Annotated in this window: 12 protein-coding genes and 1 tRNA gene; 5 read left to right on the top strand and 8 right to left on the bottom strand. The window is 58.8% G+C overall.

Translation table 11 applies throughout. From position 1 onward, the window contains the following. Positions 1–174 precede the first annotated feature (174 nt). The 8 genes from ychF to JIO00_RS24620 form a co-directional block, all read right to left on the bottom strand. Positions 175–1,275, bottom strand: coding sequence for a redox-regulated ATPase YchF (ychF, locus tag JIO00_RS24655; protein ID WP_010458288.1), 1,101 nt, complete (start codon positions 1,273–1,275; stop codon positions 175–177). A 22-nt stretch (positions 1,276–1,297) separates the two neighbouring features. After that, the gene (pth, locus tag JIO00_RS24650) at positions 1,298–1,882 is read right to left on the bottom strand and encodes an aminoacyl-tRNA hydrolase (RefSeq protein ID WP_010458286.1); all 585 of its coding nucleotides are present in this window, start codon (positions 1,880–1,882) and stop codon (positions 1,298–1,300) included. A gap of 170 nt (positions 1,883–2,052) precedes the next feature. Beyond that, positions 2,053–2,655 (bottom strand): 50S ribosomal protein L25/general stress protein Ctc, encoded by a 603-nt coding sequence (locus tag JIO00_RS24645; protein ID WP_074880258.1) that lies wholly within the window; start codon positions 2,653–2,655, stop codon positions 2,053–2,055. Positions 2,656–2,796: 141 nt separating this feature from the next. Further along, entirely contained in the window at positions 2,797–3,738 is a 942-nt protein-coding gene (locus JIO00_RS24640; protein WP_010458281.1) for a ribose-phosphate pyrophosphokinase, read from the bottom strand. A 46-nt stretch (positions 3,739–3,784) separates the two neighbouring features. Beyond that, positions 3,785–3,859 (bottom strand) — tRNA-Gln (locus JIO00_RS24635). Between the two features lie 36 nt (positions 3,860–3,895). Then, a complete protein-coding gene (gene ispE / locus JIO00_RS24630) occupies positions 3,896–4,747 on the bottom strand; it encodes a 4-(cytidine 5'-diphospho)-2-C-methyl-D-erythritol kinase (protein WP_200668668.1) in 852 nt (283 codons plus the stop codon). A gap of 2 nt (positions 4,748–4,749) precedes the next feature. After that, positions 4,750–5,367 (bottom strand): lipoprotein insertase outer membrane protein LolB, encoded by a 618-nt coding sequence (gene lolB / locus JIO00_RS24625; protein WP_010458278.1) that lies wholly within the window; start codon positions 5,365–5,367, stop codon positions 4,750–4,752. Positions 5,368–5,371: 4 nt separating this feature from the next. Further along, entirely contained in the window at positions 5,372–7,096 is a 1,725-nt protein-coding gene (locus JIO00_RS24620; protein ID WP_077749018.1) for a tetratricopeptide repeat protein, read from the bottom strand. 182 nt (positions 7,097–7,278) lie between these two features. On the opposite strand from JIO00_RS24620, the gene hemA reads away from it, so the two are divergent. From hemA to murI, 5 genes are read left to right on the top strand one after another with little or no spacing between them, the layout of a single operon-like run. Continuing rightward, positions 7,279–8,568 (top strand): glutamyl-tRNA reductase, encoded by a 1,290-nt coding sequence (gene hemA / locus JIO00_RS24615; protein ID WP_200667012.1) that lies wholly within the window; start codon positions 7,279–7,281, stop codon positions 8,566–8,568. Beyond that, entirely contained in the window at positions 8,565–9,647 is a 1,083-nt protein-coding gene (gene prfA / locus JIO00_RS24610) for a peptide chain release factor 1 (RefSeq protein ID WP_010458272.1), read from the top strand. Before hemA ends, prfA begins: the two co-directional genes overlap by 4 nt. Beyond that, the gene (gene prmC / locus JIO00_RS24605) at positions 9,648–10,478 is read left to right on the top strand and encodes a peptide chain release factor N(5)-glutamine methyltransferase (RefSeq protein ID WP_200667010.1); all 831 of its coding nucleotides are present in this window, start codon (positions 9,648–9,650) and stop codon (positions 10,476–10,478) included. Further along, positions 10,472–11,227 carry a molybdopterin-synthase adenylyltransferase MoeB gene (locus JIO00_RS24600; protein WP_102594938.1) on the top strand — a complete coding sequence of 252 codons (756 nt, stop codon included), beginning with the start codon at positions 10,472–10,474 and terminating at the stop codon, positions 11,225–11,227. Before prmC ends, JIO00_RS24600 begins: the two co-directional genes overlap by 7 nt. Beyond that, positions 11,220–12,011 carry a glutamate racemase gene (gene murI, locus JIO00_RS24595; RefSeq protein ID WP_154501746.1) on the top strand — a complete coding sequence of 264 codons (792 nt, stop codon included), beginning with the start codon at positions 11,220–11,222 and terminating at the stop codon, positions 12,009–12,011. Before JIO00_RS24600 ends, murI begins: the two co-directional genes overlap by 8 nt. Positions 12,012–12,025: the final 14 nt, after the last annotated feature.

Below are 12,025 nucleotides of genomic sequence, written 5' to 3'. Positions count from 1 at the left end.
CCGCTCCACCTGTAGGAGCGTGGCTTGCCCGCGAAGGCCATTACGCGGTTTGCCAGGAACACCGCGTCATCGTTCTTCGCGGGCAAGCCTCGCTCCTACAGGAGTAGGTCTCGCCCGGATTTCAGGCACAAAAAAGCCGCGTATTCAACGCGGCTTTTTCTTGTGCGGCTGCTTTTACACGTTGAAACGGAAGTGCATCACGTCGCCGTCTTTTACGATGTAGTCCTTGCCTTCCAGGCGCCATTTACCGGCTTCTTTAGCGCCGGCTTCGCCTTTGTACTGGATGAAGTCGTCGTAGGCGATGACTTCGGCGCGGATGAAGCCTTTTTCGAAGTCGGTGTGGATCACGCCAGCGGCTTGTGGCGCGGTCGCACCTACGCGGACGGTCCAGGCGCGGACTTCTTCGACACCGGCGGTGAAGTAGGTCTGCAGGTGCAGCATTTCGTAGCCGGCGCGGATCACGCGGTTCAGGCCAGGCTCTTCGAGGCCCAGGGCTTCGAGGAACATGTCTTTCTCTTCGCCGTCTTCGAGTTCGGCGATTTCGGCTTCGATCTTGTTGCAGACCGGAACCACCATGGCGCCTTCTTCTTCGGCGATGGCCTTGACGATGTCCAGCAGCGGGTTGTTCTCGAAACCGTCTTCAGCGACGTTGGCGATGTACATGACCGGCTTGGTGGTCAGCAGGTGGAAGCCACGGATCACCGCTTTATCGTCGGCGCCCATGTTCTTCATCAGCGTGCGCGCTGGCTTGCCGAGGGTGAAGTGAGCGATCAGTTGCTCCAGCAGACCTTTCTGGACCACGGCGTCCTTGTCACCACCCTTGGCGTTACGGGCAACTTTCTGCAGTTGCTTCTCGCAGCTGTCGAGGTCGGCGAAGATCAGTTCCAGGTCGATGATTTCGATGTCGCGTTTCGGGTCGACGCTGTTGGAGACGTGAATCACGTTCTCGTCTTCGAAGCAGCGGACCACGTGAGCGATAGCATCGGTCTCGCGGATGTTGGCGAGGAATTTGTTGCCCAGGCCTTCACCTTTCGAGGCGCCGGCCACCAGGCCCGCGATGTCGACGAATTCCATGGTGGTTGGCAAGATGCGCTTTGGATTGACAATGGCCGCCAGGGCTTCCAGGCGTGGATCCGGCATCGGCACGATACCGGTGTTCGGCTCGATGGTGCAGAAGGGGAAGTTCTCGGCCGCGATCCCGGATTTGGTTAGGGCGTTGAATAGGGTGGACTTGCCGACGTTAGGCAGGCCGACGATGCCGCAATTGAATCCCATGGTGTTTTCCCCGAGGAGTGAGTCAGGCCTTCTGGCTGTGCAGGTTTTTCATCGCGCGGTTCCATTCACCGGCGAGGATATCCGGCAGCACGCCGAGGGCAAAGTCGATGCTGGCATCGAGTTTTTCCTGTTCGGCGCGTGGCGCACGACCCAGGACGAAATTTGAAACCATACTGGCAACGCCCGGGTGGCCAATGCCAAGCCGCAAGCGGTAAAAGGTATTCTGATTGCCCAGTTGCGCGATGATGTCGCGCAACCCGTTGTGACCGCCATGGCCGCCGCCCTGTTTGAGCTTGGCAACGCCGGGAGGCAGGTCGAGTTCGTCATGCGCCACCAGGATTTCTTCAGGCGTAATGCGGAAGAAGCCGGCAAGTGCCGCGACGGCCTGGCCGCTGCGGTTCATGTAGGTGGTGGGAATCAGCAGACGAACATCCTGACCCTGATGCGAATAGCGCCCGGTCAGGCCGAAATATTTGCGATCGGCCACAAGGTTGACGCCTTGCGCGTTCGCGATGCGCTCAACAAAAAGGGCCCCTGCGTTATGCCGGGTCTGTTCGTATTCAGCGCCTGGATTTCCCAGGCCAACGATCAGTTTGATGGCAGTCACGATAGGGGCCCTTCTTTGGAGTGGTGGATAACATCGCCGCAATCAGTGTGTGCGGCGAAAGTGGACGAAAAGTGCTCATTTACCATTATGTAAACTCCGCGTTCTCGCCCGCTTTCTCGCTACGTTCCAGTCCGCGATGTTACTTGATCACTCCGGCATGACAGAGTGAATTACTCTGCTGCGCCTTCTTCAGTAGCTTCTGGAGCAACACGTGGAGCGTGGACGTTGGCAACAGCCTTGTCATCGCCGTGTGCCAGAGCAACAAACTCAACGCCTTTAGGGGCTTTGAGGTCGGACAGGTGAATGATCGAACCGATTTCGGCGTTAGCCAGGTCGACTTCGATGAATTCAGGCAGGTCTTTTGGCAGGCAGGTCACTTCGATTTCCGAAACAACGTGCGAAACTTCGCCGCCTTTCTTGATCGGGGCTTCTTCGCCAACAAAGTGTACAGGCACGATAGCGGTCAGTTTCTGGCCAGCTACAACGCGCACGAAGTCAGCGTGCAGTACGTGGCCTTTGGCCGGGTGACGCTGCAGAGCCTTGATGATTACGTTTTGCTTGGTGCCGCCAACGTTCAGCTCGATGATGTGGCTGTAAGCCGCTTCGTTTTCGAGCAGTTTGGCAACTTCTTTAGCCAGCATGCTGATGGATTCAGGGGCTTTTTCGCCACCGTAAACTACAGCTGGAACCAGGCTTGCGAGACGACGCAGGCGGCGGCTCGCACCTTTCCCCAGGTCGGAACGCACTTCAGCATTCAGAGTAAATTCGTTCATTTTGTATCTCCAAAATAACCACATTCGCCCCAGCGGTTGCGACCAGCGCTAAAGGCGATATGGGCAAAAAAGCCCCGCCCCGGCAGGAATGCCGGGGCGGGGCGCTTTTCGTCAGCGAGACAGTCGAGAAGGGCAGGGCCCTTAACGGAACATCGCGCTGATCGATTCTTCATTGCTGATGCGGCGGACCGCCTCGGCAACGACCGGCGCGATATCCAGTTGACGGATACGCGTGCAGGCTTGAGCAGCAGCGGACAACGGGATGGTGTTAGTCACCACCAGTTCGTCCAGCATAGAATTTTCAATGTTTTCGATCGCCCGACCGGACAGCACAGGGTGTGTGCAGTAGGCGAAAACCTTAGCGGCGCCATGCTCTTTCAGGGCCTTGGCCGCGTGGCACAGAGTGCCGGCGGTATCGACCATGTCATCGACCAGAATACAGGTACGCCCTTCGACATCACCGATGATATGCATCACTTCAGAGTGATTGGCTTTCTCACGGCGTTTGTCGATGATCCCGAGATCCACGCCCAGGGATTTGGCAACAGCACGTGCACGCACGACGCCGCCAATGTCCGGGGACACGATCATCAGGTTTTCGAAGCGCTGATCTTCAATGTCATCCACCAGAACCGGGGAGCCGTAGATGTTATCTACCGGAATATCGAAGAAACCCTGGATTTGGTCAGCATGCAGATCAACCGTGAGAACACGGTCGATGCCGACTACGGTAAGCATGTCAGCAACGACTTTCGCGCTGATAGCCACACGTGCGGAACGCGGACGGCGATCCTGACGGGCATAACCAAAGTAAGGAATAACAGCAGTGATACGAGTAGCCGAGGAGCGGCGGAAGGCATCAGCCATCACTACCAGTTCCATCAGGTTATCGTTGGTCGGAGCGCAAGTCGGCTGAATAATGAAAACATCTTTACCGCGGACGTTTTCATTGATCTCGGCAGTAATTTCGCCGTCGGAGAACTTACCGACAGAGATGTCACCGAGAGGGATATGCAGCTGACGTACAACACGCCGAGCCAGATCGGGGTTAGCGTTCCCCGTAAAGACCATCATCTTGGACACGCGCAGTACCTGAAGGCTGAGGGTAACCTGGATGAGTATAGGAAAATGGCAGGGGCGGCTGGATTCGAACCAACGCATGGCAGGATCAAAACCTGCTGCCTTACCGCTTGGCGACGCCCCTGTATCTGTTGCAACGATTACCCAGTAATCGATTCCTTTAGAGCAGATTTTGTAGCTTGCGATGCAACATCGAAACGTTGCTTCCTTTTGCTACAAACCCTGTAAGGGTCTCTGTAAGAAGGGCCGAGACTTTATCAGCTTCAGCTTTGCTTGGGAAGCCCCCAAACACACAACTTCCAGTTCCGGTGAGTTTTGCTTCGGTAAATTCACCTAACAAATTCAATGCGTTACGTACATCTGGATAACGCCTTGCTACCACCGGTAAGCAGTCATTTCGACTGTTTCCCTTGGGAACGGGGCGCACTTTAATGGGAGAAGAGTTACGTGTCAACAACGGATCTGAAAAAATTTCTGCTGTACTTACAGATACTTGCGGCACAAGCACGAGATACCACGGTTCTTCGGGGTCTACAGGGGTGAGTTTCTCCCCTACGCCCTCGGCGAAAGCCGCGTGCCCACGCACGAAAACCGGGACGTCGGCGCCCAGTGTCAGGCCCAGCACAGCCAGTCGATCCTCATCCCAACCCAGTTGCCAGAGATGATTGAGGCCGAGCAAAGTCGTCGCGGCATTTGAACTGCCGCCACCGATTCCACCGCCCATGGGCAGGATTTTTTCGATCCAGATATCGATGCCGAGCGAACAACCGGATTGCTCCTGAAGTTTTTTCGCGGCTTTGACGATCAGGTTGCTGTCGTGAGGAACGCCATCAAATTCGGTGTGCAACCGAATCACACCGTCGTCACGAACGGCAAACGTGATTTCGTCGCCGTAATCGAGAAACTGAAAAATCGTCTGCAACTCGTGATAACCGTCTTCACGGCGGCCGAGAATGTGCAGCATCAGATTGAGTTTGGCCGGGGAGGGCAGCGTCAAGCGCGCAACGGTCATGTTCACTGCCCCAGTTTGCGTGGTTGCCATTCCTTGATCACCAGCGTGACATCAAGGTCGGTGCCGTGCAGTTTGATCCGCTCGGGCAGCCAATAGCCGTTTTGCTCGGCGTAACTGAGGTATTCGACTTGCCAGCCGTCCTGCTCGAGATTGGCCAGCCGACTGTCGGCGTCCAGGGTCAGGCGACTTTTGCTGTCCGGGGCCGGAAGCCCGCGAACCCACCACGCCAGATTGGACACCGGCAGCTTCCAGCCGAGCTGTTCTTCAACCAGCGCTTCGGGGGTCGTGGCGTCATAACGGCCCTGATTGGCCACTTCCAGCGAGACTTTGCCCGGGCGGCCGGTCAAACGAGCCGCGCCGCGACCCAGCGGGCCGGAGAGGCGAATGTCGTAGTAATCCTGTCGCTGCAGCCAGAACAACGTGCCGCTGCCCGAGTCTTTTGGCGCACGAATACCGATCTTGCCGTTGATCTGCCAGCCATCAAGGCTGGTCAGCTGCTGTTTGTAATCGCGCCATTGGGCCGTGTTGCCTTGGCCCTGGACCGATTCGCGGGCGCCGAAGCCCGCGCAACCGGCGAGCAGGGCGATGAAACTGAAAACAACAAGGTGGCGCAAAAACATAATCTTAAAGAGTCTCTGATCCGGTCAGGCGCTTGATGGTGCTGCGCAGGATGGGGCTGTCGGGTTGTTCCTTGAGGAACTTGCTCCAGATTTGCCTGGCTTCCCGCTGTTTGCCATTGGCCCACAAGACTTCGCCCAGGTGAGCGGCAACTTCCTGATCGGGAAAGCGATCCAGGGCCTGACGCAGATAGCGCTCGGCTTCATCGAGATTGCCCAGGCGGAAGTGCACCCAGCCGAGGCTGTCGAGTACCGCCGGGTCTTCCGGGTTGATCTGGTGCGCTTGTTCGATCAGGGCCTTGGCTTCGGCGTAACGCGTCGTGCGGTCCGACAGGGTGTAGCCGAGGGCGTTCAACGCCATTGCATTGTCCGGGTCGCGCTTGATGATCAGGCGCAGGTCTTTTTCCATCTGCGCCAGGTCATTGCGTTTTTCCGCCTGCATGGCGCGGGTGTAAAGCAGGTTCAAATCGTCCGGGTACTTCTGCAGCGCGGTTTGCAGAACCTTCCACGCCTTGTCGGGCTGATTGTTGGCAGACAAGGTCTCGGCTTCGATCAGGTACAACTGGATCGCGTAATCAGGTTGCTCGTCGCGTTCCGTAGCCAGACGGCTTTGGGCTTCGGCGGTCTTGCCGTTGTTGATCAGAATGTCGGTCTGGCGCAGTTGCGCAGGCAGATAGTCATTGCCGGGGCCGACCTGGGCGTACTCGATCAGTGCGCCTTGTGGGTCGTTGCGCTCTTCAGCTATACGACCGAGGTTCAGGTGCGCCGAATCGACGTGGCTTTCCCGGGCGACCAAGTCTTCCAGATAACCCTTGGCCTCGTCCCAGGCCTTGGCTTCCAGGCACACCAGCGCCAGGGAGTAACGCAGTTCGTCGTCTTCCGGGTATTGCTGGACCAGGCTTGAGAACTCGACCTTGGCGTCGTCCATGCGGTCCTGTTCAACCAGCATGCGTGCATACGTCAGGCGCAGACGCTTGTCGTCCGGGTATTTCTTGATGCTTTTTTGCAGCAGTGGCAAGGCTTCATCGCCACGGTTGAGCACTTGCAACAGGCGCGCGCGCAGCAGGATCGGGGCAATTTCGCCGTCGTCCGGCGGATTGTCTTCAAGCAAGGTCAGCGCGCCTTTGGCGTCACCGTCCTGTTGCAACAGCAAAGCCTTGCCGAAAATCAACTGGTTGTTGTTCGGGTGGCGCTGCAATAAGCGGTCAAAACTTTTCATCAGGCCGTTGCGCGTGTCCTGGTCGGTATCGGCCGCGGACAGGGCAAGAAAGTCGAAATGCGTGTCGCCTTTGCCAAGCAGGACTTTCTCCATATAGACCATGGAGTCGTCATAACGCCCGGCGCGCGCCAGTTGCACGGCAGCCGCGCGTTGCGCCTCGAGATCGTCCGGGGCGTTTTTTGCCCAGATCAACGCGGTATCCAGGGCAGCCTGATCGGCGCCAAGGTATTCGGCAATGCGGAAGGCTCGCTCGGAGATGCCCGGATCCTGAGTGTTGATGGCCTGGGTGACGTAGTTGTCCAGGGCAATGTCGAAACGATTGCGCTGGCCAGCCAGTTCGGCGCTCAACAGGCTGAAGACGGTTTCTTCACTGAATGAGCTGTAAACCTTGGGCTTTTCAGGGGCCGGAGTGCTGTCTTCGACCGGCGGCGTACCGTCCGACGAAACGGGTGCCAAGACCTGGCAGCCGCTGAGGAAGACAAAAGCGAGGAGCAACGCGGAAGATCTATTCATATAGGAAGAGGACGACTAACCTGCGGTCGGATCATCATGACACAAGCCTTCGGCCAAACATAACCGAGTCTCGATGGATGCCTTTATAGAGGCAGGTCATTGGGACAATAGTCAGCGGTAGTTGTTCTGGCTCTGTCGAAGTAGGACAATTGGCGGCTTCACGTCACCATCAGCGACCTTGAATGGCCTTCCTTGCACTCGGTATCAACCACAAGACTGCTTCAGTAGACGTCCGCGAGCGCGTGGCCTTTACCCCTGAGCAGCTGGTGGAGGCCTTGCAGCAGCTCTGCCGACTTACCGACAGCCGCGAAGCTGCGATCCTCTCCACCTGCAATCGCAGTGAACTCTATATAGAACAGGATCACCTTTCGGCTGACATCATCTTGCGCTGGCTGGCCGATTATCATCATTTGAGCCTCGAAGAGCTGCGTGCGAGCGCTTATGTGCACGAAGATGATGCGGCAGTTCGTCACATGATGCGGGTGGCTTCCGGGCTCGATTCGCTGGTGTTGGGCGAACCGCAGATTCTCGGTCAGATGAAATCGGCCTACGCCGTGGCGCGTGAGGCCGGCACCATCGGTCCGCTGCTCGGGCGCTTGTTTCAAGCGACGTTCAACGCGGCCAAGCAAGTGCGCACCGACACGGCCATCGGCGAGAACCCGGTGTCCGTGGCGTTTGCCGCGGTCAGCCTGGCGAAACAGATTTTCAGCGATTTACAGCGCAGCCAGGCCTTGCTGATCGGCGCCGGAGAGACCATCACCCTGGTCGCCCGCCACCTGCATGAACTGGGTGTAAAGCGCATTGTGGTCGCCAACCGAACCCTGGAACGCGCGAGCATCCTTGCCGAGCAGTTTGGTGCCCATGCCGTTTTGCTCTCGGACATCCCGGCAGAGCTGGTGCGCAGCGACATCGTGATCAGTTCCACTGCCAGCCAGTTGCCGATCCTTGGCAAAGGCGCCGTGGAAAGAGCGTTGAAACTGCGCAAGCACAAACCGATCTTCATGGTAGACATCGCTGTTCCTCGGGATATCGAGCCGGAAGTCGGCGAGTTGGACGACGTTTACCTCTATAGCGTCGACGATCTCCACGAAGTGGTCGCCGAGAACCTCAAGAGCCGGCAGGGCGCTGCCCAGGCGGCGGAAGATATGGTCTTGGTCGGTGCCGAAGATTTCATGGTCCGCCTGCGTGAACTGGCGGCGGTGGATGTGCTCAAGGCCTATCGCCAACAAAGCGAGCGCATGCGCGACGAAGAATTGCAGAAGGCCCAGCGCATGCTGGCCAATGGCAGCAGCGCCGAAGAGGTGCTGGTGCAATTGGCGCGTGGCCTGACCAACAAACTTTTGCACGCCCCGAGTGTGCAGTTGAAAAAGCTTTCTGCCGAAGGCCGCCTCGATGCGCTGGCCATGGCCCAGGAACTCTTTGCCCTGAATGAGGGCTCATCGGATAGCTTTTCGGATAAGAAACCGCAATGAAAGCGTCACTGCTCAATAAGCTGGACATCCTCCAGGACCGTTTCGAGGAATTGACCGCCCTGCTTGGCGATGGCGAAGTCATTTCCGATCAAAACAAATTCCGCACCTATTCCAAGGAATACGCGGAAGTCGAACCGATTGTCGCCACCTATAAACAGCTGCTCAAAGTGCAAGGCGACCTCGAAGGCGCCCAGGCACTGCTCAAGGACAGCGACCCGGACATGCGCGAAATGGCCGTGGAAGAAGTTCGCGAAGCCAAAGAGCAACTGATCGACATCGAAGCCAGCCTGCAACGCATGCTGCTACCCAAGGACCCGAATGACGGGCGCAACGTGTTCCTCGAAATTCGTGCCGGCACCGGCGGTGACGAAGCGGCGATTTTTTCCGGCGACCTGTTCCGTATGTATTCGCGTTATGCCGAGCGGCGTGGCTGGCGGGTGGAAATTCTCTCGGAGAACATCGGTGAGCACGGCGGCTATAAAGAAGTCATCGCCCGTGTTGAAGGCGAAAACGTCTACGGCAAACTGAAGTTCGAATCCGGCGTGCACCGCGTGCAACGGGTTCCGGCCACCGAATCCCAGGGTCGCATCCACACCTCGGCCTGCACCGTGGCGGTGTTGCCTGAGCCGGATGAGCAGGAAACGATCGAGATCAACCCGGCGGATCTGCGGGTCGATACCTATCGTTCCTCCGGGGCCGGCGGCCAGCACGTCAACAAGACCGACTCGGCGATCCGCATCACGCACTTGCCGTCCGGTATCGTCGTCGAATGCCAGGAAGAACGCTCGCAACACAAGAACCGTGCCCGGGCGATGTCCTGGCTGTCGGCCAAGCTCAACGATCAACAAACCAGCGCCGCCGCGAACGCCATCGCCAGCGAGCGTAAGCTGCTGGTCGGTTCGGGGGATCGCTCTGAGCGCATCCGCACCTACAACTTTGCCCAGGGCCGGGTGACCGACCACCGGGTCAACCTGACGCTGTATTCCCTCGACGAAGTCCTCGCGGGCGGCGTCGAGGCCGTGATTGAACCGTTACTGGCCGAGTTCCAGGCCGATCAATTGGCAGCGATAGGTGAGTAAATGACGATCATTGCCAGTTTGTTGCGCGCCGCCGATTTGCCCGACTCGCCCACGGCGCGTCTGGATGCCGAATTATTGCTGGCCGCGGCCTTGGGCAAGTCCCGCAGCTTTCTGCACACCTGGCCGGAACGCATTGTGCCGAGCGAAGCCGCGCTGAAGTTTGCCGAGTACCTGCAACGTCGTCGCGGCGGTGAGCCGGTGGCCTACATTCTGGGGCAGCAAGGGTTCTGGAAGCTTGATCTGGAAGTCGCGCCGCACACGCTGATCCCGCGCCCGGATACCGAACTGCTGGTGGAAGCGGCGCTGGAATTGCTGCCAGCCACACCGGCCCAAGTGCTCGATCTTGGCACCGGCAGCGGCGCCATTGCCCTGGCTTTGGCCAGCGAGCGTCCGGCGTGGAAAGTCACTGCGGTGGATCGCATACTCGAGGCCGTGGCGCTGGCCGAACGCAATCGTCAGCGCCTGCACTTGAACAATGCCACGGTGCTGAGCAGCCATTGGTTCAGCGCCCTGGAAGGTCAGCGTTTTCATCTGATCATCAGCAACCCGCCGTACATCGCCTCCGCCGACCCGCATCTGGTAGAAGGCGATGTGCGCTTCGAACCGGCCAGCGCTCTGGTGGCTGGCGTCGACGGGCTCGATGATCTGCGCCGGATCGTCGCCCAGGCGCCGGATTATCTGGAAGCGGGTGGCTGGCTGATGCTCGAGCACGGTTACGATCAAGCCGAAGCCGTGCGCGACTTGCTGTTGAGCCGCGGCTTTGAAGCAGTCCACAGCCGCACCGATCTGGGCGGTCACGAACGTATCAGCCTGGGGCGCCTGCCGTGCTGAATGATCAGGAGTTGTTGCGCTATAGCCGGCAGATTCTGTTGCAACACGTCGATATCGACGGCCAGTTGCGGCTGAAAGAAAGCCGCGTATTGATCGTCGGTCTTGGCGGTCTTGGCTCACCGGTGGCGCTGTATCTGGCCGCGGCCGGTGTCGGCGAGCTGCACCTGGCGGATTTCGATACGGTCGACCTGACCAATCTGCAACGCCAGATCGTTCACGACACTGACAGCGTCGGCTCGAGCAAGGTCGATTCAGCGATCCGCCGACTGAGCGCGATCAATCCCGAGATCCAACTGATCGCCCATCGCACCGCACTGGACGAAGATTCCCTGGCGGCCGCCGTGGCGGCGGTGGATCTGGTGCTGGACTGTTCCGATAATTTCTCGACCCGTGAAGCGGTCAACGCGGCCTGCGTTACTGCCGGCAAACCGCTGGTCAGCGGCGCGGCAATTCGCCTCGAAGGGCAGTTGTCGGTGTTTGACCCGCGCCGCCCGGAAAGCCCGTGCTACCACTGTCTATACGGTCACGGCAGCGAAGCCGAATTGACCTGCAGTGAGGCCGGCGTTGTCGGTCCACTGGTTGGGCTGGTGGGCAGCCTCCAGGCGCTGGAAGCCCTGAAACTGCTGGTGGGTTTCGGTGAGCCATTGGTGGGGCGTCTGTTGCTGATCGATGCCCTGGGTTCGCGCTTCCGTGAGTTGCGGGTCAAGCGCGATCCTGGCTGCAGCGTCTGTGGTTCAAAACATGCGTGAAGCGCCAATCGGCGTATTCGACTCCGGCGTCGGTGGGCTTTCGGTATTGGCCGAGATCCGGCGCTTGCTGCCCAACGAGTCGCTGCTGTACGTCGCCGATTGCGGCAATGTTCCCTACGGCGAAAAAACCCCTGAATTCATCCAGCAGCGTTGCAGCGTGATGGCCGAATTTTTTCAGCAGCAGGGCGCGAAGGCCTTGGTGCTGGCCTGCAACACGGCGACCGTCGCCGGTGTTGCGGACTTGCGGCGCGATTTCCCTGCGTGGCCCATCGTTGGCATGGAGCCCGCCGTCAAACCTGCCGCTGCCGCCACCCGCAGTGGTGTGGTCGGCGTACTCGCCACCACTGGCACGTTGCAGAGCGCCAAGTTCGCGGCGTTGCTCGATCGTTTCGCCACTGATGTACGCGTTATCACTCAGCCGTGCCCCGGCCTGGTGGAGCTGATTGAAAACGGCGATCTGCACAGCGAGGCATTGCGTCAGTTGCTGGCCGGGTACGTCGGGCCGCTGCTCGGCGCCGGGTGCGACACGATAATTCTGGGCTGCACGCATTATCCCTTCCTAAAGCCATTGCTTAAGCAGATGATCCCTGAAGACATCAGCTTGATCGACACCGGTGCCGCTGTTGCGCGGCAACTCCAGCGTTTGTTGGCCGAGCGTGAGTTACTTGCCGAGGGGCCGGCACGTGCTGCGCAGTTCTGGACGAGTGCCGATCCGGAGCATTTCAGGACTATTTTGCCGACGCTGTGGAACAGCGGCGGTGTTGTGCAAAGCTTCGATAGATAACTAAAAAAAAAGTG

Origin of the sequence: Pseudomonas sp. SW-3 (assembly GCF_016615645.1) — a bacterium.
GTDB classification, from domain to species: Bacteria; Pseudomonadota; Gammaproteobacteria; order Pseudomonadales; family Pseudomonadaceae; genus Aquipseudomonas; species Aquipseudomonas mandelii.
This window is presented reverse-complemented; position numbering and strand designations above follow the sequence as displayed.

Bases quoted from the DNA above. Each gene is read 5' to 3' on its own strand.
- JIO00_RS24620 (WP_077749018.1), bottom strand. From the start codon at position 7,096: ATGAATAGATCTTCCGCGTTGCTCCTCGCTTTTGTCTTCCTCAGCGGC.
- hemA (WP_200667012.1), top strand. From the start codon at position 7,279: ATGGCCTTCCTTGCACTCGGTATCAACCACAAGACTGCTTCAGTAGAC.
- murI (WP_154501746.1), top strand. From the start codon at position 11,220: ATGCGTGAAGCGCCAATCGGCGTATTCGACTCCGGCGTCGGTGGGCTT.
- ispE (WP_200668668.1), bottom strand. From the start codon at position 4,747: ATGACCGTTGCGCGCTTGACGCTGCCCTCCCCGGCCAAACTCAATCTG.
- JIO00_RS24645 (WP_074880258.1), bottom strand. From the start codon at position 2,655: ATGAACGAATTTACTCTGAATGCTGAAGTGCGTTCCGACCTGGGGAAA.
- ychF (WP_010458288.1), bottom strand. From the start codon at position 1,275: ATGGGATTCAATTGCGGCATCGTCGGCCTGCCTAACGTCGGCAAGTCC.
- prfA (WP_010458272.1), top strand. From the start codon at position 8,565: ATGAAAGCGTCACTGCTCAATAAGCTGGACATCCTCCAGGACCGTTTC.
- lolB (WP_010458278.1), bottom strand. From the start codon at position 5,367: ATGTTTTTGCGCCACCTTGTTGTTTTCAGTTTCATCGCCCTGCTCGCC.
- prmC (WP_200667010.1), top strand. From the start codon at position 9,648: ATGACGATCATTGCCAGTTTGTTGCGCGCCGCCGATTTGCCCGACTCG.